The sequence below is a fragment of the Pseudoalteromonas sp. APC 3355 genome (assembly GCF_030407615.1).
Taxonomy (GTDB): Bacteria; Pseudomonadota; Gammaproteobacteria; order Enterobacterales; family Alteromonadaceae; genus Pseudoalteromonas; species Pseudoalteromonas distincta.
In genome coordinates, this window is record NZ_JASDDB010000002.1 from 285,540 (window position 1) to 311,319 (window position 25,780).

General features: G+C 39.0%; 25 protein-coding genes. 14 read left to right on the plus strand and 11 right to left on the minus strand.

The genetic code is table 11. The features are described from left to right. Positions 1–9: 9 nt before the first annotated feature. Positions 10–3,813, minus strand: coding sequence for a bifunctional proline dehydrogenase/L-glutamate gamma-semialdehyde dehydrogenase PutA (gene putA, locus QMA08_RS04580; RefSeq protein WP_024596881.1), 3,804 nt, complete (start codon positions 3,811–3,813; stop codon positions 10–12). 168 nt (positions 3,814–3,981) lie between these two features. Here putA and QMA08_RS04585 point away from each other — a divergent pair, with 168 nt between their 5' ends. Continuing rightward, on the plus strand, positions 3,982–4,464 hold the full coding sequence (locus QMA08_RS04585; protein WP_024596882.1) for a winged helix-turn-helix transcriptional regulator: 483 nt from the start codon (positions 3,982–3,984) through the stop codon (positions 4,462–4,464). A gap of 80 nt (positions 4,465–4,544) precedes the next feature. Here the strand turns inward: QMA08_RS04585 and QMA08_RS04590 are convergent, their stop codons facing one another. The 7 genes from QMA08_RS04590 to QMA08_RS04620 form a co-directional block, all read right to left on the minus strand. Beyond that, the gene (locus QMA08_RS04590) at positions 4,545–5,534 is read right to left on the minus strand and encodes a sensor domain-containing diguanylate cyclase (protein WP_182696568.1); all 990 of its coding nucleotides are present in this window, start codon (positions 5,532–5,534) and stop codon (positions 4,545–4,547) included. Between the two features lie 184 nt (positions 5,535–5,718). After that, entirely contained in the window at positions 5,719–6,099 is a 381-nt protein-coding gene (locus QMA08_RS04595) for a DP-EP family protein (protein ID WP_182673361.1), read from the minus strand. 20 nt (positions 6,100–6,119) lie between these two features. Then, positions 6,120–9,374 carry a winged helix-turn-helix domain-containing protein gene (locus QMA08_RS04600; protein WP_290173796.1) on the minus strand — a complete coding sequence of 1,085 codons (3,255 nt, stop codon included), beginning with the start codon at positions 9,372–9,374 and terminating at the stop codon, positions 6,120–6,122. A 167-nt stretch (positions 9,375–9,541) separates the two neighbouring features. Next, positions 9,542–10,378, minus strand: coding sequence for a mechanosensitive ion channel family protein (locus QMA08_RS04605; protein ID WP_002958733.1), 837 nt, complete (start codon positions 10,376–10,378; stop codon positions 9,542–9,544). A 38-nt stretch (positions 10,379–10,416) separates the two neighbouring features. After that, positions 10,417–11,160, minus strand: a complete 744-nt coding sequence (locus tag QMA08_RS04610; RefSeq protein WP_182720282.1) for an LrgB family protein — start codon at positions 11,158–11,160, stop codon at positions 10,417–10,419. Then, the gene (locus tag QMA08_RS04615) at positions 11,153–11,506 is read right to left on the minus strand and encodes a CidA/LrgA family protein (RefSeq protein WP_010553207.1); all 354 of its coding nucleotides are present in this window, start codon (positions 11,504–11,506) and stop codon (positions 11,153–11,155) included. Before QMA08_RS04615 ends, QMA08_RS04610 begins: the two co-directional genes overlap by 8 nt. A 71-nt stretch (positions 11,507–11,577) precedes the next feature. After that, positions 11,578–12,369, minus strand: coding sequence for a crotonase/enoyl-CoA hydratase family protein (locus QMA08_RS04620; protein WP_290173797.1), 792 nt, complete (start codon positions 12,367–12,369; stop codon positions 11,578–11,580). A gap of 367 nt (positions 12,370–12,736) precedes the next feature. Here QMA08_RS04620 and QMA08_RS04625 point away from each other — a divergent pair, with 367 nt between their 5' ends. Genes QMA08_RS04625 through QMA08_RS04635 form a run of 3 tightly spaced genes read left to right on the plus strand, consistent with a single transcriptional unit; the run spans position 12,737 to position 14,420 of the window. Then, positions 12,737–13,057 (plus strand): HI1450 family dsDNA-mimic protein, encoded by a 321-nt coding sequence (locus QMA08_RS04625; protein WP_290173798.1) that lies wholly within the window; start codon positions 12,737–12,739, stop codon positions 13,055–13,057. A gap of 42 nt (positions 13,058–13,099) precedes the next feature. Continuing rightward, positions 13,100–13,912: a DUF481 domain-containing protein gene (locus QMA08_RS04630; protein WP_024597159.1), complete on the plus strand. Its 813-nt coding sequence runs from the start codon at positions 13,100–13,102 to the stop codon at positions 13,910–13,912. A gap of 25 nt (positions 13,913–13,937) precedes the next feature. Further along, a complete protein-coding gene (locus tag QMA08_RS04635; protein WP_002958727.1) occupies positions 13,938–14,420 on the plus strand; it encodes a hypothetical protein in 483 nt (160 codons plus the stop codon). A 42-nt stretch (positions 14,421–14,462) separates the two neighbouring features. On the opposite strand, the gene QMA08_RS04640 is transcribed toward QMA08_RS04635, so the two are convergent. Together QMA08_RS04640 and QMA08_RS04645 are read right to left on the minus strand one after the other, a co-directional pair. Continuing rightward, positions 14,463–14,948 carry a peptidylprolyl isomerase gene (locus tag QMA08_RS04640; protein ID WP_002958726.1) on the minus strand — a complete coding sequence of 162 codons (486 nt, stop codon included), beginning with the start codon at positions 14,946–14,948 and terminating at the stop codon, positions 14,463–14,465. A gap of 12 nt (positions 14,949–14,960) precedes the next feature. Further along, complete coding sequence (locus QMA08_RS04645) at positions 14,961–15,872, minus strand: folate-binding protein YgfZ (RefSeq protein ID WP_002958725.1); 912 nt, start codon at positions 15,870–15,872, stop codon at positions 14,961–14,963. A gap of 164 nt (positions 15,873–16,036) precedes the next feature. Here QMA08_RS04645 and QMA08_RS04650 point away from each other — a divergent pair, with 164 nt between their 5' ends. Further along, positions 16,037–16,288: a succinate dehydrogenase assembly factor 2 gene (locus tag QMA08_RS04650; RefSeq protein WP_290173799.1), complete on the plus strand. Its 252-nt coding sequence runs from the start codon at positions 16,037–16,039 to the stop codon at positions 16,286–16,288. 55 nt (positions 16,289–16,343) lie between these two features. After that, positions 16,344–16,700, plus strand: coding sequence for a hypothetical protein (locus tag QMA08_RS04655; protein WP_024597157.1), 357 nt, complete (start codon positions 16,344–16,346; stop codon positions 16,698–16,700). Here QMA08_RS04655 and nadB read toward each other — a convergent pair. Continuing rightward, positions 16,675–18,285 (minus strand): L-aspartate oxidase, encoded by a 1,611-nt coding sequence (nadB, locus tag QMA08_RS04660; RefSeq protein ID WP_154903488.1) that lies wholly within the window; start codon positions 18,283–18,285, stop codon positions 16,675–16,677. The two genes, QMA08_RS04655 and nadB, sit on opposite strands and share 26 nt — an antisense overlap. A gap of 245 nt (positions 18,286–18,530) precedes the next feature. Between nadB and rpoE the strand changes: the two genes are divergently transcribed. The 8 genes from rpoE (at position 18,531) to era (ending at position 25,773) form a co-directional block, all read left to right on the plus strand. Continuing rightward, positions 18,531–19,112, plus strand: coding sequence for an RNA polymerase sigma factor RpoE (gene rpoE / locus QMA08_RS04665; protein WP_002958721.1), 582 nt, complete (start codon positions 18,531–18,533; stop codon positions 19,110–19,112). A 1-nt stretch (position 19,113) separates the two neighbouring features. Next, a complete protein-coding gene (locus QMA08_RS04670; protein WP_290173800.1) occupies positions 19,114–19,731 on the plus strand; it encodes an RseA family anti-sigma factor in 618 nt (205 codons plus the stop codon). Positions 19,732–19,735: 4 nt separating this feature from the next. Further along, positions 19,736–20,686, plus strand: coding sequence for a MucB/RseB C-terminal domain-containing protein (locus tag QMA08_RS04675; protein ID WP_002958719.1), 951 nt, complete (start codon positions 19,736–19,738; stop codon positions 20,684–20,686). Between the two features lie 20 nt (positions 20,687–20,706). Continuing rightward, entirely contained in the window at positions 20,707–21,156 is a 450-nt protein-coding gene (locus QMA08_RS04680; RefSeq protein ID WP_024594973.1) for a SoxR reducing system RseC family protein, read from the plus strand. Positions 21,157–21,431: 275 nt separating this feature from the next. Next, the gene (gene lepA, locus QMA08_RS04685; RefSeq protein WP_002958717.1) at positions 21,432–23,219 is read left to right on the plus strand and encodes a translation elongation factor 4; all 1,788 of its coding nucleotides are present in this window, start codon (positions 21,432–21,434) and stop codon (positions 23,217–23,219) included. Positions 23,220–23,235: 16 nt separating this feature from the next. After that, positions 23,236–24,171, plus strand: a complete 936-nt coding sequence (lepB, locus tag QMA08_RS04690; protein WP_002958716.1) for a signal peptidase I — start codon at positions 23,236–23,238, stop codon at positions 24,169–24,171. 2 nt (positions 24,172–24,173) lie between these two features. Further along, positions 24,174–24,851 carry a ribonuclease III gene (gene rnc / locus QMA08_RS04695; RefSeq protein ID WP_002958715.1) on the plus strand — a complete coding sequence of 226 codons (678 nt, stop codon included), beginning with the start codon at positions 24,174–24,176 and terminating at the stop codon, positions 24,849–24,851. Next, positions 24,841–25,773 carry a GTPase Era gene (era, locus tag QMA08_RS04700; RefSeq protein WP_002958714.1) on the plus strand — a complete coding sequence of 311 codons (933 nt, stop codon included), beginning with the start codon at positions 24,841–24,843 and terminating at the stop codon, positions 25,771–25,773. The genes rnc and era overlap by 11 nt, the downstream gene beginning before the upstream one ends. The last annotated feature ends 7 nt before the right edge of the window (positions 25,774–25,780 follow it).

The window sequence follows — 25,780 nt, forward strand, 5'->3', positions numbered from 1 at the left end:
TTAGCTTAATTATTCATCATCTTCAACAAGCGTCATTAGCGAGGTATTACCGCCTGATGCTGTTGTATCAATACTAATTGTTTTTTCAGTAATTAAGCGCTTGATTAATGTATCGTAATACTCAGAGCTAATTACCGGTAAAATTGCGCCTTTACGCTGTGCAAGCTGTTGGCTGAAGTAGCCTAAACGAGACGAGCGAGCGGCAACTACCGCACCAGCTAAATGAGGGTGAGCTAAGATAGCTTGTAACTGATTAGGTTTAGCTACTTGGAAAACACCTTCAGCAACACCTGTAGAGATAAATTTATCTTTAAAGGCAACAGCTTCATCGTAAAACAGCTCAGACGCTACAGTAATTACCGTATTACCTGCGGCAATAGCGGTAATGATAGACAATGCCCAGAAGTTAAATGATGTGCTCTTATCTGCATAACACACTACACAACCACGCGCTTCTAGATGAAGTGTATTAGACTCACCCGTTGGCCCTGGCAGGGTAGTAAATTTACGCATGTGCTTTTCAAGGCGGTTAAGCTGTGCACGAGCTTCTGATAATGTTAATGCTAAATCGTCTGCTAAATCGTCGATAATTTCTACCGTCGCGATTTTAGCAAGCAACTGACGCACAGCCGAAACACGGTCGTTTAGTGGTGTTGCACGCCAGATTTTTTCATCGCGCATTGAGTTAGCCATTAGCTTTTTAACTTGCTCATTTGCACCGCTGTAGTGGTGTAAATCAAGCTCATCTGGCGTCAGGTTTGTCATTTGCACGTTATCTGGTGATGCCTTTTCTTTTACTAAACGTTGAAGGTAGTTAGGGCCACCGGCTTTAGGGCCAGTACCTGATAAACCACGGCCACCAAATGGTTGCACACCAACAATAGCACCAATCATGTTTCGGTTAATGTAAACATTACCCGCACGTGACATTTTAGCAAGGTACTCACAGCGCTCTTCAATACGTGAATGTACACCCATTGTTAAGCCATAACCTGTGTTGTTAATTTGATCCATCACATCATCAAGTTCGCTCGATTTAAAGCGAACAATATGAACACATGGGCCAAATACTTCACGCTTAAGTACTGATAAGTCTTTGATTTCGTATAAACGAGGAGCAAAAAAGTATGCGCCATTTTGCGTGTTATCCGGAATTTTACACTCGTAATGAAGTATAGAATTACCTTTTAAGTACTCAACGTGCTCATTTAAGTTTTTAAGTGCTTTTTCATCAATTACAGGACCAACATCAGTTGATAGTAACGATGGATCGCCAATGTGTAACTCAGCTAGCGCACCTTTAAGCATTTCGATAATGCCATCTGCTACGTCATCTTGAATGAATAAAACACGAAGAGCAGAACAACGTTGCCCAGCACTTTGAAAACCAGAACTGATCACATCGTCAACTACTTGCTCAGGAAGCGCCGTTGAGTCAACAATCATACAGTTTTGGCCACCTGTTTCTGCAATTAACGGTACTTGAATATCGTTACGTGCAGCAAGTGTTTGAGAAATTAATGTGCCTGTTTCAGTAGAGCCTGTAAACATAACCGCTTGAATGCGTTCATCAGGAACAATTGTTTTGCCTACTTCAGAACCACGAGCAATAACCGGTTGAACAACATGCTCAGGTAAACCAACAGACAGCATTAGTTCAATAGCACGAAGGGCGATTAAACTTGTTTGCTCAGCAGGCTTTGCAATTACAGTGTTACCTGTAACAATCGCAGCAGCAACTTGGCCTAAGAATATTGCAAGCGGGAAGTTCCACGGGCTGATACATAAAATAACGCCACGGGCTTCAAAACGCTCATCTTGCGATAGCTCCTCAGCGCGCGCCGCGTAGTAACGACAAAAATCAACCGCTTCACGTACTTCATCAATACCATCTTGCGCTACTTTACCTGCTTCTTTAATACAGATAGCAACAAGTTCGTCGTGATGACGCTCTAATATGTCAGCAACGCGACGCAGTAAGTTAGCTCGCTCTCTTACTGGTGTTTGTGACCATGATTCAAGTGCTGCTTCAGCGTTAGCCAGTAATACTTTCATCTCTTCGCCAGTTTGCAATTTAACGTGGCCGATGATTTCTTTGTGATTTGCTGGGTTTTTAACAGCTAATGAGCCTTCAGGTACTTGGCTTTGCTCAATTAAGTGCTCGTTAAACCATGTTTCAAGATTCTCTTTGAAAGGGGTAATAACGTTAATGTCGGTTAAATCCATGCCTTTAGAGTTAGCACGTTCTTCACCATATAAATCAATTGGCATTTTGATTTGCGTATTGTACTTGTTACGCAAGCCTTGCAATGTTTCTACAGGGTCTGGAAGTAATGATTCAACAGGTTTTGTTGTATCTACAATGGCGTTCACAAATGATGAGTTAGCACCATTTTCTAACAAACGACGAACAAGGTACGCAAGGAGGTCTTCATGTTGACCAACTGGGGCATACACGCGGCACTGAATTTTTTCTTCGTTAACGATTTGGTCGAATAATGACTCACCCATACCATGCAAGCGTTGGAATTCAAAACCTGTATTGTCGCCTTTGGCTACTTCTAAAATAGTCGCGGCAGTGTAAGCGTTATGTGTAGCAAATTGCGGATAAAGCACATCGCGCGCTTCAAGCATTTTAATAGCACACGCTTTGTAAGAAACGTCTGTTGTTGCTTTACGGGTAAATACTGGGTAGTGATCTAAACCATCTTGCTGTGTGGTTTTGATTTCAGTATCCCAGTATGCGCCTTTAACTAGACGTACCATCATCTTGCGACCAACGCGGGTTGCAAGGTCAGTTAGCCATTCAATTACAAAAATAGCGCGTTTTTGATAGGCTTGAACCGCTAAGCCAAATCCTTGCCAATCACCAAGATCTTCATCACTGAATACCGCTTCAATTACATCTAATGAAATATCTAAACGGTCTGCTTCTTCTGCATCAACGGTAAAGCCGATATCGTATTTTTTAGCGGCAAGAGCAAGTTCTTTTAACTTAGGGACTATTTCTTCCATCACACGGTCTTTATGAGTGAACTCATAGCGCGGATGAATAGCAGAAAGCTTAACTGAAATGCCAGGGCTCTTAATTGGACCACGACCATTAGCCGCTTTACCAATTGAGTGTATAGCATTCATGTAGCTGTCAAAGTAACGCTTCGCATCTTTCATTGTGCGCGCGCCTTCGCCTAGCATATCGTAAGAATACACATAACCTTTTTGCTCTGTTTCGGCTGCACGTTCAATTGCTTCGTCAATGGTACGACCCATTACGAATTGCTTGCCCATAATTTTCATAGCAAAGTTTACAGACTTACGAATAACTGGCTCACCTAAACGACCAATGGTCTTTTTAAGCATGCCGAACTGTTGTTCTTTAGTTTTGTCTGTGTAGTTAACCATTTTACCGGTAACTAATAATCCCCAAGAAGATGCGTTTACAAATAAAGAATCGCTGCTTCCTAAATGAGAGCTCCAATCACCTTTGGCTAATTTGTCACGAATAAGTACATCTTGAGTTGCTTTATCTGGTACGCGAAGCAGTGCTTCGGCCAAACACATTAATACAACGCCTTCTTCACTAGAGAGTGAAAATTCATTTAAAAGCGCATCAACACCGCCTTGCCCATCTTGCTCTTTACGAATGTTCAAAACAATCTGGCGGGCTCTTTCCCAGGCACGACTTCGTGCTTTTACGCCTACTTCTGCAAGCGGTAAAATATGATCAATAACTGCATTTTCATCTATGCGGTAGAAGTCACGGATTCTTTGTCTGATAGGACAAGTAGTAGTTAAATCGCCGTTGAATAACATAAGCAACCCTCAGGATGTTAAGAATTAAAGTAAAATTAATTACCAATAAATTACCAGTGATATTGTGAGTGCATTCTAATTAAAATTCAGCAGAATATGCTGGTTAAATTTCGCGATTTACGATAATTTACAGGGTATAAATTTAACTTATCCGCATAAAATTCTGTTATGACAATTCCAAATAGATTACGCATGCTAGATCGCATTGATTTAGCCATACTAGACGTTCTTCAAAAGAACGGCAGAATTTCTAATGTTAACCTCGCAAAACAGGTTAATTTGAGTGCCAGCCCGTGCCTAGATCGGGTTAAACGATTAGAGCAAGAAGGGTATATTGAAGGCTATTATGCCAAGCTTAGCGAAGCTAAACTTAATCAGAGCTTAGTAGCGCATGTTCAAGTATCGCTTGTTGCTTCAAATACAGCTGTATTTAAAGTATTTAGAGAGCACATATTAAGGATAGAACAAGTAGTCGAATGTGACATGGTTGCTGGTGGTTATGATTACTTATTAAAAATTCGCGTTTCTAATATGGAAGAATATAGACAAGTTCTTGGCGACTTAGTAGATATTCCCGGCGTGGGTACTCATCATACTTATATGGTGATCGAAAAGATTAAAAAGGATGAAGGATTGTTAATCGATATTTAAGCTTTTCTCAAGTCATAAAAAAACCGCAATTGCGGTTTTTTTATTTTAGTAGATAAATGCTATACCAAATAGTTAGTACATCACCTTATACATAATTTATTACGACCTTCCGACTTCGCTCTGTATAAGGCAGTATCCGCCGCGCATATTAATGCCTCAGATGTTCTGTATTGATTATTGTATTCACACGCTAAACCCTGACTTACACTTATTTTTACATTCGCTGGTAAACCGAGATCTCTAAAATTAATGTTGAGTATTTTTTCTTGAATACGCTTAGCAATCATTTGTGCATTTGAAATGTGCGAACGAGGCAGCACAACAGCAAACTCCTCACCACCATAGCGTGCTACTAAACTGTCTTTAGATGGTAAGCACTCTTCAATTGTACGAGCGACTTTTTGAAGGCACTTATCACCTTTTACATGGCCAAAGTTATCGTTAAATAATTTAAAGTAATCAATATCAATAAGTATAAAGCTAAGAGGCTGCTTGTTAACTATGCACTCTTGCCAATTTTTAATGATGGTTTTTTCTAAAGTACAGCGATTAGCAATACCAGTGAGATGATCAAGTCTGGCTACGTTTTCCAGTACTTTGTATTTTTTAACGTGCTTTGAAATATCATGCATTATACAAATAAAAAGTGGGGTACTTGCGACTACCGATTCGGGTAAACATGATATAGATAACTCAACATCTAAACAGTTACCATTGTTTTTTCTTATTTTAACTTCTTTCGGACCATGATTGAGTGGTGTTTGATAGTTGTTTTTCCAACTTTCAAACATGTATTTATAGTCATCGCGATACTGTTCTTGTAAACAATCTTGCCATTTTTTACCTATTAATGAATCAGACGTTACATTGAAAAAACGTGCTGCTACGGGATTTACTGATTCAAACACCCCATCTGCATTAACAATAAAAATAGCATCGGCCATGACATTAGTGACATTAATAATTGCGCTTATTTTTTCGTTGTTAACGGTATTAGAAATGCTGCTGATTAATGCAGATACAGCGCTGTCGGTGTTGTTTGCTTTGCTATTTTCATTATTGTTAGACATGGTGTTGCTCATTTTTATTGTTAATGAAACTTTATGTCTAGCAGTTTATTCAATTTATCGTTTTTAAACCTTTCGGTAACCTTCTGATTTAAGTTGTTGTTATTTAAGTTTATTTAAGGGGCGTTTTTAAATAAATTACACCGCAATTAATATGCCTGTGCAATTTAAAAATAAGCATTACTAATTAGAGTTCTTTTTCATTCTTAACTTGAGGATCAGCGCTTTCATATTTATTGCCATTACACTCAACGTTAAAGATTAAGCATACAGAGCCATTATTTTCATCTGTGTCGGTAATGATAATTGTGTGGCCGTTGTCACTTACTTTATAGCTGAAGTCTTGGGCGCATGGTTTTTGTGTGTCGATATCGGTGATAGTAGCGCCAGTAAATACGAAACCATTTTGAATTGTGGCGTCGTCTAAATTGTAGTTGCCAGCGGTTTCAGTTCTTACAACACCACCGCCAGTAGCGGATTCGCCATTTTTTGTATAGCTAAAAATAGCTTCACCGTTGTTAAGTTTAATATTTACTTGAAAGTCGACATTTTCTAGGGTGTTATTCATATCATTTCCTTTATGAGTAATTATAGTTGGAAGTTCGTAATGCCTAATTTAACTAGGCTTGTTTTTATTTCTGATATCTCGTCTTCCCTGTTTAAACAGGAATAAGCTTGTACTAGTGGGTATGTTATTTTTACGCTCTGACTTATTTTTGCAGCTTCAGAAATTGCTTTGATAGCACTTAAGCAAAATTGCTCTCGCTGTTTATTAGTTGTAGCTAAGTTTGCTTTGATTAAGTTTATTCTTGTATATACTAAGTAATCACCAGTTTTAGTTAGGCTGGCTAATTGATGTTTGTAGTTTTCATTATTCTCAAGCTCAGTTAATAACTCCTGCGCTTTGGGTGGTGATTGTCTATTTATAAAATATTGAATCAGTGTAATTTGTGTATTAATAGTGCTGGTATTTTTAAAATTTTGAGATTTTAAAAAATTAATTATTTTTTCAATTGTTGAGTCAGTAGCTTCATCAGTAGATAGCATTAGTGAATGTGCTAAAGAGCGATAATACATAAGCTGAAATTTATTGTTTTTTGGATCTTGTACTAAAGCTTCATTGATAACTTGATTAGCCAAGCTGGCTTTTTTATGGGCCATCCGTTTATCACTCAAATAGCTCAGTAAATAACTTTGTTGCATATATAGGTTTGCTGACGTGTAAAAAAGGCTTGCATCACTAGGGTAGTCAGCAATCAATTTTGTGATTACGTCAACTGCACCTTCCAATATATTAACTGCTTCATTAAAGTTACTTAGCTTCTCTTCTGTTTTTGCAAGCCAACTAATCGTATCGGATTTATCTCGAAGTAAATCTTTGTTATTAGGTTTCAGTTTAAGCGCTTTATTTTTAAGTAAAAGTGACTCTGCAAAGTTCTTTTTTGCAGCGCTGTAGTTGGATTTTTCTATGTATAAAGAACCTAAAGAATTAGATGAATACGATAATTCCATAATGGAGTTAAAATCATTGGCTGCCAGCGCATACATTTTTTTACTGTAAGCGTGGTATTTTTTAAACATTTGCTCAGTAGCTTGATGATCATTTTGATCATAAGCTAATTGACCAAGCCAAAAGGCATTGGCACCTGCAAGCGTTAGTAGCTCTAAGTTATTAGGCTGTATTTTTAATAATGCCTCAAGGCGGGTGCGGGCGTTTTCAAAGGCGGTAAAGGCTTCATCAGTTTTACCTCGGGAATAAGCTACTTCACCCATTGCTTCGAGGGTTTGTGCGTACTGAAAACGGTTGTTAAATTGTGCTTTATTATCGCTAAAGCTAAAAAGTGAACTTGAATCGTCAGTTTGATTAGTAAAATACTCAAGTGCTTTATTACTAATACCATCAAGTAAGTCCATACGTTCAACGCTACGTAATTTATCGGCAAAGTCGCCGACCATAAACCCTAGTAAGCTTTCGGCCTCAAGCTGCTTGTTTTGCGCATGCTGTTGGGCTTTAAAACTAATGAAGCTCATCAATAACGCGGTAAATGTAAGTAAGCACAATAAAGCAACGGTCACTCGTTTTGCTCTTATTTTTGTTTTTATTTTGTTTACAGAGCTTTTGATAAGAGCATGCTCGTGATCATCTAATTTAAACAGTTTGTCGTTAAGTAATAGCTGCGCTTCTTGTAGTGGTTTACCTGGCGCTAGGAGGTAAGCACTACTTTTGCCTTCATCTACCCAATTTCGTGTTTGATGTTGTAAACGACTTTTTATTGCTAAGGCATCTTTATGGTCATTAATCCATTGTTTTGCGCGCGGCCATTGACGCAATAATGCCTCGTGAGCAAGGCTAAAACAGGCTTCTTGGTTTTGTAAATGCGATACAAATAAACGGCTATCGACCATGGCTTGCACAAGCTCTTTTTGACTTGTGTTGGTTAATGTTTGCCAGCGGGCAGCGCGGCTCGTAATGGTTTTACCATCTGGGTTTAAAGTGATCAGTTGTGATAATACGCTTTTTAGTTGCTGCTGTTGCTTATTACTAAGGTCAATAAATATATCTTCTGCTTTTTTGCCTATGGCGCCCTCAATACCCCCGAGTTTTTTGTAAACACTGTGCAGTAGCTCGTTATTATCACTGCGCTGTAAGTACAGCTCTTGCAATGTGTATTGCAGCATGGGCAATGCATCGGGGTTATTGGCGGTATCGGCGCACAATATTTCATCCAGTGGTGTTTGAGTTTGTGGGTCATTGGAGAACGTTAAATTAGCGGTTAACGCTGGCAGGCGAATAATTTGTTGGAGTTCTTGGCGGTTTGGCGGTGTTAAATCGTAGTGCGCGCCATGAGCTTTGCCTGCCATTAAACTTGGTTGTTCAACAACTAAAGGGTAAAAGTCGTTACGACACGCACTAAATACAATCACAGCTTTAGAGATTGCTAAGCGCTCAATAACCGACAAGAAATGGTTGCGTGTTTCGCTACTAAATATAGGAGAAGAAAGCAGTACTTCTAAGCGGTCAATAAATAAAAATAACTGGGGTGTTTTAAGTTGTGTAGAGGCTTTACTAAGTGCAGCTTGTATGGCATTAATTACGCCATCTATTGCCAATTCTAGTTGCTCTGCAAGTGTTTGCGCGCTTAATCCTTCAAACACAGGCTGGGCGTTTATATCCCAATCAAGTAATGCAGAAGCTAAGTCTAGAAAAAGTCTATTTTTATGCACATCTGCAAAGTCGATCTGGGTGTAGGAAATAACCCCGATGCCATTATAGCCTCGCTCATCTAGTAGTTTTGGTAAAATTCCAGCATTAACAAGCGAGGATTTACCTGTACCACTAGGGCCAAGTATTAAGCAAAAAGCACGACCGTAATTTACCTGGCTAGATATCCTTTCCAGCAGGGTAGCTATAGATTGGGTACGGCCAAAAAAAACGTGGGTATCATTTGGGTTATATGCACGCAGGCCTAAGAAAGGGGATCCTCCCTGCCATGTACTTTTAGTGCTTGGGATAGGATCTGCTAACGGAAAAGATAATTTTGCAATAATGCGGTAGCCACGTTTACGGATAGTTTCAATATAATGTGGTTCATTGGCTTTATCACCGAGCGCTTTTCTTAGCTGAGTGATAGTTTTATGTAGTGGATTATCGCCAATATCAGTATTTTTCCAGCATTTACTGAGCAATTCATCGCTGCTTACAATGTCGCCATTTTGTTGACACAAATGCAATAAAACTTCCATCGCTTTGGGCTCTAACTGTTTGGCTTTACCAGTGAGTTGAATTGAGTTAGTTGAAGGTGTTACTTGCCAATCGCCTAGGTAGAAGGGGTTGCGCATCATCATTACTCATTATTGTTTTTTTATTATTAAAATTAAGTGCGTATTGATATTTATTAACACTATTTATATGGCAAATAAATCTATAACACAACTATTTGAGTTTATTCTGAGCAGAGGGGGTAGGAAAGGATGAGCTTGCAGATATGCAAGCTCACTATAAAAATAAATTAGCTTTCTAGGTCGGCTTTGTTAATTGTAATGACGCGTTGAGGGAATGGAATTTCAATATCAGCGTTATTAATTGCTTTATAAACACCACCGTTAATAGCCAGTTTGGTTTCGATAATTTTAGTAGTAGGCACCCAATATCGGTAGCTTATTGTAACACCGCTATCGGCAAAGCGTTCAATACCCACTTGTGATAACGGATTTTGTGCGACTAATTCATGTGCTTTAAGTACGTCTTCAATGAGGCTAATCGCGTTATCAGAGCATGCACTATAAGCTATATCTATTTCACCTTTGACCAATGAGTAACTAAATGAGTTATGAAGTATTTCACCCACTATGTGCTTATTTGGAATGGTGATTTCTACTTTTTCTTCATTGATTAAAATAGTGTAGCCAAGCTCAATTGTTTTAACTTGGCCGCTTACATTTTTAACTTCAATAGTATCACCAACAACAAAAGGTCGCGTGGCTATAATGGCAAGGCCTGCACCATAATTAGAAAGCATTCCTTGCAGCGCTAAACCAGCACCTAAAGATGCAGCACCAATGGCTGCTACAAATGGTGTAACGCTGATACCTATTTTGCCAAGTGCAATAATTATAACCATTACAATGAGCAGTACTTTTACCACGCTACTGACAAAGTTAGTGAGCGTAATGTCAACATTATGGCGGGTCATTAACGCGGCTACAAATTTGGCAAGCTTTTGTGCTATCCACAAACCAATGAGGACGATAAAAATAGCGCCAACAATTTGCATACTGTAGGTAACCATATACTCAGTAAGCATGGTGTAATATTTTTCAAACTGTTCGATTTCAGAACTGATCATAAAGCGCTCTATGTTAGGGCTATGTTGTATTTTTCCAACTATAGCAAAATGTTGACTAAAAATGGATATAACAGCGGCACTATAATCGCTGTTAATAAAGCACTTAGTGCCATTGCAACTGATGAGTAAGCGCCTACTTTTGGATGCTCAGCAATAGCAGCAGCGGTCCCAATTGCATGGCAAGCTGTGCCCATGGCAACGCCTTGAGATTCGTGATTAAAAATATTAATGAGTTTAAAAAGCATAAAACCAAATAAAGCGCCTAGTAAACCAATAAAAATAACTAAAGCCGCAGCAAGTGAGCTAATCCCTCCTAACGAGTCGGTAACAATTAAAGATATTGGGGTCGTCACACTGAGTGCGGCAACAGATGCACTTAGCTGTGCAGGTGCGTTAAATAATATGCTTAGCAAAAATGCCACAACGGTTGCGTTAACAATGCCTAAGCTACATGTTGCGACTATGAGTAATAGATTTTTTCGTACGTGTGTAAACTGCTGATATAAAGGAAGCGCTAGAGCCACAATTGCGGGCTCTAATAACCAGCTTAGTAATTTGCTGTGCGTAGCAAATTGCGTATAAGGCAAATTTAGATTAACGAGTAATAAAGCAATAATACTAATACTTAAAAATACGGGGTTGGTGAGCGATTTAAATACGCTGCTTTTTATACTTTGGTTTACGGCCCTTAGCGCTAAAAATAATACAATAATGAAAGGAATACTTAGCCACCATAAATTAGGCTGTAGCTCTGAAATAGCGGAAAAAGTAAAATTAGTCATTATTTTCTCTTCCCTTAAAGTACGCAATTACACTGCTAACAAGCAATAAGGTAGTTATAGGAACAAGCACCACAACTGATGCTAAAAATGCCCAGTGCGATTTTATAAGGCCGAGATGTTCAATAAATCCCACACCCGCTGGAATGAAAAAGATAGGCATAATATTTAAAATAGGGGAGGCGCATGGTTTTACATGTTGCTCTTTTACAATACCCGATAAGAGTAAAACTAATAAAATAACCATAGCGAGTAGCGGTGCAGGAAAGCTTCCACCAATAAAGTGCATAATGAGTTTAGCGCAGGCTAAACATAGTAATATAATAGCGCTACTGAGCAGATATTTCATCAAAGTGGCTCACAGAAAAGATAAGAGCTTAACTTTAACAAATCAAACTCTTTTATGCATTGTGCAATAGTCTACCAATGCTTTGTATTTGCGTAGGTTATATCCGCTTTTCCTTTTGCTTTAGCAATTGCTTTTTTAGTGTTTGGGTTTAGCAGTAAGCGAATTTGGCTGAAAGTTTCTTTAGCGAGTATTTTTCGTTGGTTTGGTTTATAGCTAAGTTGTGTAACACGTTTAATAGCAGCAAGCGTATCGGGTGAGCGCTCAAGTAATGTATTGAGCATGTTTTGCGTGGCTTGTTGAGTATCATCGGTAAGCTGAGTAACTAAACCTAGCTCATTTGCTTGTTGTGCTGTGATTGGGTTTGCGTGGCTTGCAAGCCAAAGTGCTTGGTCACGCTTAACTAAACCGCTCATCATTACATTTGCGCCCATATCGGGGCACAAGCCCCAACGCGCTTCCATAATGGCAAGCTTGGCATCAATATGAACAATCCTGTAATCAGCACCCAGCGCTATTTGTAATCCTCCCCCTAAACAGTTGCCATCAATTTGTGCAATAACAGGCACGCTCAGTGACTGCCAGCCTAATACTACTTTTTGCGCTAAATTTTGATTGCCAGGTAACCATTTAAGCAATAATTTTATAATATTCAATGGTACCGCCATTACGGCTGATATATCAAGCCCTGCACAAAAATGCTCGCCATCGCCTTTTATTACTACAGCACGAATACTGCGATCTCTTTTTATGTTTTTAATGGCTTTGTTTAGCTCTACAAACATTTCAAAGCTTAATGCGTTTTGTTTTTTTGCTCTGCTAAGCGTGACGGTTGCAATGCCATTTTGTTTTTCTAGTTTTATCATTACACACTCCTCTGACCTGTTAGTTGAGCTTATGTTGTTATAAGAATTAAGTAAAGTGACGGTATTTTTTAAATAAATGGAATTTATTGCTAAAGCTGTAGTCTTAAAGGGTTAGATTTAGATGAGAAAAAGCTAAACAATTAGAACTTGAGATAATAAAATTTTTTACGTTGTTATTTTAAGCTTAAATTAAAAAAGTAATCTTGATATTCAATGGGTTAGTTAAATTGTTATTTATTGTTTGAGCTGCATGCTGAATAAAGCATGACTCAGTTACAAAAAAGTCAGTGTTTTACGCTTTTTTTTATCAAAATGATGATGAGATTTGATAATATAGCGCAACTTAAAAGCTTAAGGTTAAGCACATATGTCGGGTCCACGTTTATATACGGTAGAAGAAGCTACTCACCAAGCTTATGATATTTTTTTAGAGCTAGCGCCAAATAACTTGAGTGATAAAGATGTTGAAGACTTTAATGAGTTTAGAGAAGACCTAGGCTTTATCGAAGAAGACGAGCCAGACGATCAGTGGCAAGATTTTGTTGCCCTTGAGATTGAGCCAGAGCACTTTATTCAGGTGCTAGTTGGTTTAGAATTAGAAAATGATGATGTTTTGTTTGCTAAAATTTTGATTAGTCGTGATAAAGATGCTCCGTTTTGTCATATTTTATGGAAAGAGAGTGAATAAGCAATACCGCTTATTTTTATAATTGTGTGCAGAGAGAGTGTTGTGCGTAAGTATTTATTTTTAATTTTTTTAATAATTAGCTGCCCAAGTTGGGCTGTTGATCCATTTGAAGATTTTCATGAATATGGCAAGCTCTCTGATGAAGAAATTCATGAGTTACACAAAGGTGATATGCTTTACGGTGATACTGAATTTGGTTTTATTCTAAGTAAAGGTAACACCAATTCGACCAGTTTTAAGCTCAAAGGTAATTTATACCAAGATTTTGAAAAGTGGCGTAACCAATTTAAAATAGACTCTCTTTATAAGCGTGATGAGAACGATGAAAGCGGTGGCACTGATGTTACTGCTAATCGTATTTTTGTATCAGCGCAAGGTAACTATAAAGTAGGTGTTAAAAACTCCTCATTTTTTATTTACGGTGATTACGAAGAAGATGAGTTTAGTGGACTTGATTTTAAAAGCACGGTGGCGACAGGCTATGGTGCGCGTGTATATCAAGGCTCTAAAAACAAAGTAGATATTGATATAGGACCTGGTTTATACCGTTCAGTCGCCGATGAAGATTCGGATGTGAGCGAAGATGAAATTGATAAAACCGGTTATTTAGTACGTGTTGCAATGCAGTGGGAACGTTTGGTCTCTAAGCGTACTCGTTTTAATCAAGATGTGAGTATAGAGCAGTCGCTTTCAGGTCTTAATTCTCGCTTAAAATCGGAAACCGCACTGATAAGCCAAGTGATTGGCGCGGTATCACTCAAATTTACCTACATGTATCGTTATAATTCAAAACCCGAAGATGATAAACTCAAGTTTGACTCAGAGCTGAGTGCTACATTGGTATACAGCTTTTAAGTATTTATTTAATTTAGAGAATATTATGTATCAGCATAAACAGTATGCGGTGTTTATCTTTTTTGTATTAGCGTGGATTGGCGGTTTTGTGGCGCTTGCGTGGAACTTGTTAGGCGCTGATGGACCTTTAATAATATTTACTGGGATTTTAGTGCTGGTGGGCTTTTTGTTCCATGGCCTAACAGTAAAAGTAGATGATAAAAATATTAGCTGGGCGTTTGGTCCAGGCGTTGCTGGGCAAAGTATTGAGCTTAGCGAAGTAGCAGAAGCAAAAGCAGTTCAAAACTCTTACAGGCACGGTATTGGTATGCGAATTACTCATGATGGTTGGGTATATACAGTATCTGGCTTTAGTGCAATACAGTTAACGCTCAAAGATGGCACCTTGTATAGAGTTGGTACAAACGATCAAAAAGGTTTACTAGCTGCTTTAAAAGAAAAAAACGTATCTATCGCGCTGCCTAGTAAGCCAAAAGCTGAAACGGTTAAGCGTAACAATATGATATAAAAAAAGCGCCTAAGGCGCTTTTTTTATCTGTTTAGCAGTGCATTAGTGGTCGTGGCCACACCCACCTTCGCCATGTACGTGGCCGTGAGTTAATTCATCTTCTGTAGCATCACGTACTTCTAGTATTTCTACATCAAAGTTAAGTGTTATACCTGCAAGTGGGTTATTACCATCTACAATCACTTCTTCATCTTGAATATCGATGATCATTACTGATTGGTCACCATCATCTGTTGATGCACGAAATTGCATGCCAACTTCAATTTCCATACCTTCAAACATTGATTTAGGTACTGCTTGCATTAGGTTTTCGTGGCGCTCGCCGTAACCTTCTTCAGGTTCAACCTTTACGCTAAGCGTGTCGCCTGGTTGCTTGCCCAGCAAAGCATTTTCTAGGCCTGAAATTAAATAGCCTGTGCCAATGATAAAGTGTAGTGGCTCACCACCGAACGAGTTATCAATGCTATTGCCATCATTATCCATTACTGAATAATGCATTTTTACCACTTTGTTTGCCGCAACGATCATAGTCATTCCTATTTATTCATCTTCAAGAGAGTAGGGTAGAGGCAGAATGCTTAGCTCCACCTGAGGTGTGTGTTTTGCACGAAGTACCTGAGTTACATCAGTATCGTTTGGCAACACAACGAGGCCTGTTAATTTATTTGTTTGCTCATCAAAGCTTTGTGCAATAAGTTTACCTGCACGGCGCCAATTTTCGCCTAATTGGGTTTCTAAATCAGGCTCTGAAAGAATCCCTTCGCTTTGCCCTGAAACGATATACATTGCACGTTTATTTTTACCAAGGTACTTCATACGGGCTACTGTTTCTTGTCCGGTATAACACCCTTTTTTGAAACTTATACCGCCAATAGCATGTAGGTTTACCATTTGAGGAACGTACTCGCCAATTGCATCTGCACTTAGCTGAGGCTCACCGGCAAGCATCGCTGCTTGTTGCCAAGGGGCTTCGTTATCAAGTGTGGATACGTTATCAGGCATGCTAAATTGGTTATCAACCATTATTAAAACACGGTTATCAGCTAATTTTAGCGCTTTACCATTCGTAAAATCACACGCGCTTGCATCGCCCTCAAAGCTAATATCAAGTTGTGCCAGTACATCCGATAAATCATCACCAATTAAACCAATTAAACGCTTTGAGCATTCAGTAATATCAACTTTTGCAAATACAGCGTATTTTTTAAGTTCAGCTAATGATTTTTCAACTTCAGCTTGGCTACCCGCAAGGTAGTAGCTATCTTGGTAAGAAAATAATTTAAATACACCCCAAAGTTTACCTTTGGCGCTGCAATGGCCAGCCCACAAATAATTACTGCTGGTTAATTTATTTAGATCTTGAGTGATTTGTCCGTGCAAATAAGATAATTTATCAGCACCGCAGAGGCTAATAAGTTGATGAGATAACGGACATGCATAAACGCTCGACATAAAAACCTTCTTTGCAATATAAATGAAGTGACATAATAACGCAGTTGTTACGTATGGTACAGACAAGCGCTTATTGGTGCGGGTTTATTATTTAATGAGAGATTAATAGCTGCTAAATAGGCTTGTGTTTGTTAAACTCGAGTCAATTAAGTATGAGGTTTAAAATGGTTGAAATTCATAGTAAAGCACGTATTCGTTGGGCTTGTCGTCGTGGCATGTTAGAGCTAGATGTTTTGTTTATGCCGTTTGTAGAAGAAGCATACGACTCTTTGAGCGCAGAGCAACAGGCTATCTTTCAGCGTTTGCTAACAGAAGAAGACCCTGACTTATTTGCATGGTTTATGGGTCATGAAGAATGTAAAGACGAGCAGTTAAACGGTATGATTTCGCTGATCTTAGACCGAGTTCGTGTATAGGTTTACGGTTACAAATAATAAAGCTGACCACAAACCAATTGTGGTCTTTTTTTGTATGCTCAGTTTTATATTATGTTTATTTTTAGATTCACTATTAGCCATGCTTTTTTGTTTAATACTAAATGCACTAGCTGGCTTGATAATGTGGCGCAAAGTATTAGCAATTCACCCAAATGAGGGAATTATAATATTAGAACCAAAGTTATTTAGATTTGAGGGCGAGAGCTTAAAAATTCAGGGTGAAATAAGTAACAAAAGCCGATTTTATGGTAATAATATATGGCTTCATATTAAAGGTTTTAGTAACAACCATTGGCTTATAATTTCAGCCAATGGTGTTAATGAGCAAAGTTATGCGCGTCTAAAACGTGCCACTGTCGGCGCAATTAATTGCGTTTTGGAGTCAAAATAGTCGGCGTTGGGTTTTCACTTTGTTCAGGGTAATCAATAGTGTAATGCAAGCCTCTGCTTTCTTTTCGCTCCATAGCACTTCTAATAATTAGCTCTGATACTTGCACTAAATTACGAAGCTCAAGTAAGTTGTTACTTACTCTAAAGTTTGCATAGTAATCGTGTATTTCTTGCTGTAGCAACTCAACTCTATGCAGTGCTCGTTCTAAGCGTTTAGTAGAGCGTACAATACCTACATAATCCCACATAAATAAACGTAGTTCATGCCAGTTATGGGTAATAACAATTTCTTCATCTGAGTTACTAACACGGCTCTCATCCCAATGAGGAAGCGCTATCGGCTCTGGTGCATGTTCAATTTTACTTAAAATATCTTTAGCTGCAGCGTGGGCAAATACAATGCACTCTAATAGTGAATTACTTGCCATACGGTTTGCACCATGTAAGCCTGTGTAAGCAACTTCACCTACAGCATATAAGTTATCGAGATCTGTTTTGCCGTTAAAGTCAGTCATTACACCACCACAGGTGTAATGCGCAGCAGGCACAACTGGGATTGCTTCTTTCGTTATATCGAGGCCTACACTTAAGCATTTTGCGTAAATAGTAGGAAAGTGCTCAATAATAAAGTCTTTATCTTTGTGGCTAATATCTAAATAAACACAATTGGCGCCTAAGCGCTTCATTTCAAAATCGATTGCGCGTGCCACTATATCGCGTGGAGCAAGCTCTTCACGGCTATCAAAGTCTTTCATAAACCGAGTTCCATCAGGGCGCTTTAAATAAGCCCCTTCACCGCGCATGGCTTCGGTAATTAAAAAGTTTTGTAGCTCTGGATGATAAAGACTTGTTGGATGAAATTGATTAAATTCCATGTTGGCAACTTTACAACCTGCACGCCAAGCCATTGCAATACCATCACCACTTGATACGTCTGGATTCGATGTATATAAATACACTTTACTAGCACCACCGGTTGCAAGAGCAACAAATTTAGCTGAAATGGTTTCTACCTTTTTAGCTTTTTTGTTCCACACATACATGCCTTCAATGTGTGAGCCTGTTTTACCGGCGCTTTTATCTGTGATTAAATCAATGGCGTTGTATTGCTCTAAAAGCGTTATATTTTTATGAATTTTAACTTGGCTGATAAGTGTTGTTTGCACCGCTTTGCCTGTTGCATCGGCTGCATGCAATATACGACGATGGCTGTGACCACCTTCACGTGTTAAGTGAAAACGCTCTTTTCCTTTGCTATCAAACTCCATATCAAAGGGTACGCCTTGGTCGATTAACCACTGTAGGCAATCGTGAGCATTGCTGGCGGTATAATGAACAGCGTCTCTATCGCATAAACCGCCGCCTGCATCGAGAGTATCTTCAACATGGGATTCTATGCTGTCGTTTTGTTTATCAAATACAGCAGCTATACCGCCTTGGGCATACAAAGTAGAACCTTCGGTAAGCGCTCCTTTACTGATCACGGTAACGTTACAATAATTAGCTAGAGATAATGCAAGTGATAAGCCTGCTGCGCCGCTACCTATAATAGCGACATCTGCAATGTGATGTTTATTTTGGTTCATGTCAGAGGTACTTTGCGGTTACAATGCTCATATAGAGCAATATTTGTTTTTAATATCTGTAGTTGTATCATATTTGTCATACTACTACGTAGTGATTTTAAAAGCTTAGCGCCGTTATTATCATCTATTTTATAAAAAAATAATATTAAGCAGAACTTTTTATTCATAAAGAGGTCAGAGTATTTGTGAACAATGACGACAATATGAATAACAAGCAAAAATCAGACATAGGAGTACCGGCTCGAATGAGCGAGCAGGAATTAGATTTAGTGCTAGTAAAAAGGGTCCAGCAAGGAGATAAAAACGCCTTCAACCTATTAGTAAAGAAGTATCAAAACAAAATTGCAGGTTTGATCTCACGTTATGTATCTAACCAAGGCGATATTGCTGATGTAGCACAAGAAGCTTTTATTAAAGCTTACCGTGCACTTCCTAACTTTAGAGGTGACAGCGCCTTTTACACGTGGTTATACCGTATTGCCGTTAATTGTGCTAAAAATTACTTAGTAGCCCAGGGGCGTAAGCCGCCAGCAAATGATATAGACGCTGAAGATGCCGAGTTTTATGATTGTGCAGATTCAATGCGATCGAATGCATCTCCTGAAAACCTACTTTTAAGCGAAGAAGTACGCGCTGTTATTTTTAATACGATTGATAGTTTGCCTGAAGATCTTAAAACCGCAATCACCCTTAGAGAAATAGAAGGGATGAGCTATGAAGAAATAGCAGTGGTAATGGATTGCCCAGTCGGGACTGTGCGTTCGCGTATATTTCGTGCCCGTGAAGCAATAGATAACAAATTAAACCCATTAATAGGCGAGTCTTAGTATGACAAAAGCACACCTTAACAAGTTAGATAACGAAGCGTTATCGGCATTACTTGATGGCGAGCAACATCTAACTGATGCAAAAATTGCAGAGCAAGATGTAACTACGTTTGGCCGTTATGCGTTAATTGGTGATGCGATGCGTGCTCAAAAAAATAATAACGACATACATATTGATATTAGCGATCGCGTTGCATTAGCACTAGAAAGCGAGCCTGTTTATGCTGACTTTAGTCAGTCAAAAACACAGCCTCAAGCAATCACTGAAACAGTACAAGATAATAAAGTAGTCGCTTTTAATTGGCGCAAACCAGTTGCCCAATTAGCTATTGCAGCAAGTGTAGCGATGTTTGCTATTGTGGGCATTAATACGCTTCCTCAAAGTAACAATGAGCAGCAAAGTGAAATTCCATTACTGCAAACCACACCGCTAGCAGGTATGGCCTCGCCAGTAAGTTATTCGTCTGAGCCTGCGCTTGAAAATGCTGAGCAAGGTTTACGTGAACTACAGCAACAGCGTATTGGTGCGTTAGTTCTTGAGCATCAACGCCAAGCACGAGTTGCGAATTCTTTAGAAACAGCGCAAACTAATACCAAAGCGTCTGAGGAAAAAAACTAATTAAATGAAAGTAATCACTTTTGTTCTGTCGTTGGTAGTAAGCTTTAATGCATTTGCCAACGACACAAATCCTGCCAAAGATTTATTACTCAAAATGGCTAATGCCGTTCACACCCGTAATTTTGACGCCTCGTTTGTGGTTGTCAAAGGTAAAACAATGGAACCCTACCGATGGGTGCATGCTTTACAAGGTGACACCGAACTTGAGCATTTAAGTTTACTTAACGGTGCTGGGCTTGAAATGGTCCGTATCGATAATCAAGTTACTTATTTTGAACCTCAGTCTGAACCATATTCTCTAAAAACAGATTCAATAGCAGGTCCAATCCCTGAAGTACTATTTAAAGATATAGATCGCTTAAGTGCGCACTATGATTTTGTACTAGGCGGCAAAGGGCGTATTGCAGGGCGCGCAGCGCAACTTGTTCGCATTGAATCTAAAGACGAGTATAAATATAATTATTGGATTTGGCTGGATATGGAATCGTCGTTGTTGCTAAAAGCCGCGTACGTTAACCATGAAGGTGAAGCCTTAGAGCAGTTACAGCTTACACATATTAGTGTGACAGAGCAGCCAGCCGGTATGCTAGTTGAAGTGCTCAATCGAAACTTTCCAACGCCTTTGCCAAACGATGCACTTATAAATGAAGATAGTACTGCCACTAATTGGAAAATTAGCTGGTTACCAGATGGCTTTGAGTTGCTAAAATCAGACAGACATAAGCTCGATTTAAATAACGAGTTAACTGATTATTACTTGTTCTCTGATGGTTTTGTTGAGGTTTCTGTATTTATTCAGCGCCCATTACCAGGTAAGCGTTTAAGTGGAGCACTCACTTCTGGTGCAACGACAGTATATGTGCATAATGGCGGTAATTTTGATGTTTCGGTTGTTGGTAATGTACCGAGTATGACCGCAAAAGCGATTGCAGAGTCAGTTACCCGCGCACTATAGACGATTCCGTAAGGATTGTTATGATTGAACAAACCCTCACTGTTGTGGCCCTCGATGGCCACATTGCTCATTTAGAAGCACAGCAAAAACAAGCTTGCGAAGGCTGCAATGGTCGTTGCGGCTCACAAGTGTTTAGTAAATTATTTGGCACTGCAAAAAAAACCTTTCCTTATAAATTTGAATCCTCTGTAGAAATAGGGCAAAAGGTCACTTTGTCACTAGATGATAGTCATGTCGTTAAGCATGCTTTTGCGGTTTACATGCTACCGCTCCTTTTGAGTCTTGTTTTTGCATTTGTTGCGGCGCAATTGTTTATAGCTTCCGAAGGCTGGCAGATTTTAGCTGCTGCTCTAGGTGGCGTTACTGGCTTTTTTATAGCTAAAACTCGCGTGAAATCTCTAAAGCACGATATAAAAGTTATAAAAATTCACCCAATTAGTATCCCTTTAACTCAAATAGATGGTGATTGACGCCAATTAAATGTAAAATTGACGTTTTATACCAAAGTAACTTGGAAATACAGGGAATCGTGGTTTTTTAAATTATTTTATCTGGCTGAATTATTTAAGTTAAGTAAATATAACTTATTGTTATTCAATACATAAAATGGTTGTAACCCATCTTAAAAAGCGTAAGTACAGTTTGTTATATACAAATTTAGCTTATGGCATCCTAAAGCAAGTATTTTCAAGTCACTTAGGTATTCATATTTAGTCCATTAAAATAGAAGTATAGAATCCAGTTTATGAAGCATATCCGTAATTTTTCGATCATCGCCCATATTGACCATGGTAAATCGACCCTTTCAGATCGTTTGATCCAAGTTTGTGGCGGTTTAACCGACCGTGAAATGCAAAAACAAGTTTTGGATTCAATGGATATTGAGCGCGAACGTGGTATTACCATTAAAGCGCAAAGTGTAACGTTGAATTACAAAGCGAACGACGGCGAAACCTACCAACTTAATTTCATTGATACTCCAGGACACGTTGATTTTACGTATGAAGTTTCACGATCTTTAGCTGCTTGTGAAGGCGCGTTGCTTGTTGTCGATGCAGGCCAAGGCGTTGAAGCACAAACACTAGCTAACTGTTACACCGCTATTGAAATGGAATTAGAAGTAATTCCAGTACTTAATAAAATCGATTTACCGCAAGCAGATCCTTTACGTGTTGCAGAAGAAATTGAAGAGATTATTGGTATTGATGCCCTTGATGCAGTGCAGTGTAGCGCTAAAACAGGTGTAGGTATTGCCGAAGTTCTTGAAATGATCGTTAAAGATGTACCGCCGCCAGTAGGCGACAAAGATGCACCTTTACAAGCACTTATTATCGATTCTTGGTTTGACCCATACCAAGGCGTTGTATCACTAGTGCGTATTAAGCACGGTGAATTACGCACTGGCGACAAAATAAAAATAATGTCGAACGAGCATATACATACTGCTGACCAAGTAGGTGTGTTCACTCCTAAGCAAACCAACACCGGTATTTTAAGAACAGGTGAAGTAGGGTTTGTTATTGCTGGTATTAAAGAGATACATGGTGCGCCAGTAGGTGACACTATTACTCATCAAAAAAATGCAGCTCCACTTCGCTTACCTGGCTTTCAAAAAATTAAGCCTCAGGTTTATGCGGGTATGTTCCCAATTGCATCAGATGAGTATGAATCGTTCCGTGATGCACTTAATAAATTAAGCTTAAACGATGCGTCGTTATTCTTTGAACCAGAGAATTCAACTGCACTTGGCTTTGGTTTCCGCTGTGGCTTTTTAGGTATGCTACACATGGAAATCATTCAAGAGCGTTTAGAGCGTGAATACGATATTGATTTAATTACAACAGCACCTACGGTAATCTATGAGATAGTTACTAAAGAAGGTACATTTCAGATTGATAATCCATCTGATTTGCCTGCAGTAAACGATATTGTAGAGATTCGAGAGCCGATTGTTGAAGCTAATATTTTGGTACCACAAGAATACCTAGGTAACGTTATTACTTTGTGTATTGAAAAACGTGGTAGCCAAACAAAAATGACTTATCACGGAAAGCAAGTAGCTGTAACGTACGAGCTACCTATGGCTGAAGTGGTGATGGATTTCTTTGATAAATTAAAATCAACTAGCCGTGGTTTTGCGTCGCTTGATTATAACTTTAAACACTTTCAAACATCAGATATGGTGCGTGTTGATATTTTAATCAATGGTGAGCGCGTTGACGCACTTGCGATAATTGTACACAGAGATGGTGCACAGTCTCGTGGTCGCCAGTTAGCTGATGCGTTAAAAGAGCTTATCCCACGTCAAATGTTTGATATAGCGATTCAAGCTGCTATCGGACAACATGTTATTGCCCGTACCACGGTAAAACAATTACGTAAAAACGTAATTGCTAAGTGTTACGGTGGTGATGTGAGCCGTAAGAAAAAGCTACTTAAAAAGCAAAAAGATGGTAAAAAACGTATGAAGCAAGTAGGTAATGTTGAAGTGCCTCAAGAAGCGTTTTTAGCTATTTTAAAAGTTGGCAAATAAAAACAAAGGATTATAAATGGCTGGTTATTTTTCAGTTTTATTGGTGTTATTAACTTTAGGCTCAGGCTTAATATGGTTAATAGATCACTTAATGTATGCACCTAAAAGGCAGGAGCGCTTAGCGATAGCGCAAACGTCTGCTGGAGCTCCGTTAGATGAAGAAACGGCGGCATTAATTGCACCAGAACCAGTACTAACAGAAACAGCAAAGTCGATTTTCCCGATGATTGCAGCAATTACTATTTTTAGATCATTTATCTTTGAACCGTTTCAAATTCCATCCGGTTCAATGATGCCTACATTATTAGTAGGTGATTTTATTTTAGTACAAAAGTATTCATATGGAATAAAAGACCCTGTTTGGCGTACTCAATTAGTTGATATTGGGCAGCCTGAGCGTGGTGATATTGTTGTTTTTAAATACCCTTTAGATGAAAATGTTGACTATATTAAACGTACAATTGGTTTACCTGGCGATAAAATTGTTTATCGCGATAAACGTTTATATATTCAGCCAAATTGTAAAGAAGGCGAAACCCAGCAGGGTGAGCTTTTATGTAATGAATTCAATAAAATTGATTTTAAACTAATTAATGATAACGAATTTAAACAAGGCCCAATGCCTCTAGCTCGTGTAAATGAAAATTTAACAACAGTTACGCATGATATATTAATCAACCCACAAGCGCCTGAGAGAAAAGGGCGTTACTACCAGCAACCGGGCACGCCTTCTGATGAATGGACTGTTCCTGCTGATCATTATTTTATGATGGGTGATAACCGCGACAACAGCCAAGATGGTCGCTTTTGGGGCTTTGTACCAAAAGAAAACTTGGTGGGTAAAGCTGTCTTTATATGGATGAGTTTTGAATTTGAGAATGGCCCTGATGATATTTTACCAGGATGGGTTCCAACTGGTGTTCGCTTTGAGCGCCTAGGTAATATTCAGTAACGATGAAAAAAAATGTAACAGAATTATATAAAAAAATTGGCTATGAATTTGCCGATCAAGGTTTACTTGAGCAAGCAATGACGCACCGCAGCCACAAAGGCCAGCATAATGAGCGACTAGAATTTTTAGGCGACTCTATTTTAAGCTTTGTGATTGCCAATGCACTTTATGCCAAATTTCCTAAAGCGCGTGAAGGCGATTTAAGCCGCATGCGCTCAACGCTTGTGCGTGGTCAAACACTTGCCGAGTTTGGTCTTGAATTTGGCCTAGGCGATTATTTACGCTTAGGGCCGGGCGAGCTTAAAAGTGGCGGATTCCGTCGCGAGTCAACGCTTGCTGATGCAGTAGAAGCTATTATTGGCGCTGCATTTTTAGATTCAGGTATTGATAGCTGTGGCGATCTTATATTGTCATGGTACGAATCACGATTAGATGCTATTTCACCAGGGCTTAACCAAAAAGATCCGAAGACCCTGCTGCAAGAGTATTTACAAGCCCGTAAATTATCTTTACCGGGTTACACTGTGGTTGATACCAAAGGCCAAGCACACAATCAAACATTCACGGTCGAATGTATTGTTGATGGAATGGATAGCATAATTTCTGTAGGTAGCTCGCGCCGTAAAGCCGAACAAAAAGCTGCTGAAAAAGCATTGAAGATACTTAAAAATGAACCTTGATACCCTAATACAGCCTCATGAAGGTGATGTAGATACGTTTTGTGGAATGGTTGCTATTGTAGGGCGCCCAAACGTAGGTAAGTCGACTTTGCTTAATGAAATTATTGAGCAAAAAGTGAGTATTACCTCACGTAAACCACAAACCACGCGTCATCGTATTATGGGTATTCATACCGAAGGTAAACACCAAGCGGTATACATAGATACACCAGGTCTACACGTTGAAGAAAAACGTGCGATTAACCGTTTAATGAACCGTGCCGCGTCTAGTTCTATCGGCGATGTTGAGCTTATTATTTTTGTAGTTGAGGGCACTCATTGGAATGCCGATGACGACATGGTACTTAATAAAGTATCGCAAAGTGGTAAGCCGGTATTATTGGTTATTAATAAAATAGACCAAGTTAAAGACCGTGACCTTGTGTTGCCTCATATGAAGTGGTTAAGTGACAAATTTGATTTTGTTGGAATTATGCCAGTATCGGCAACGCAAGGTAAAAATGTTGATTTAATCAAAGCAGAAGTAACTAAACGCTTACCTCCTTGCGAATTTTACTTTCCGGAAGATTATGTAACTGACCGTTCAATGCGCTTTATGGCAGCTGAAGTAATTCGTGAAAAACTAATGCGTTTTATGGGCGAAGAATTGCCGTATTCTGTAACTGTTGAAATTGAGCAGTTTAAATGGCAAGACAACGGTATTTGGCATATCAACGGGTTGATTCTTGTTGAGCGCGAAACACAAAAACGCATGGTTATTGGTAATAAAGGCGAAAAGCTAAAAACCATTGGTCGTGAAGCCCGTAAAGACATAGAAGAAATGCTTGATAACAAAGTATTCTTAGAGCTTTGGGTTAAAGTTAAGTCGGGTTGGGCTGACGATGAACGTGCACTAAGAAGCTTAGGTTACAGTGAAGACTAGACCAAGC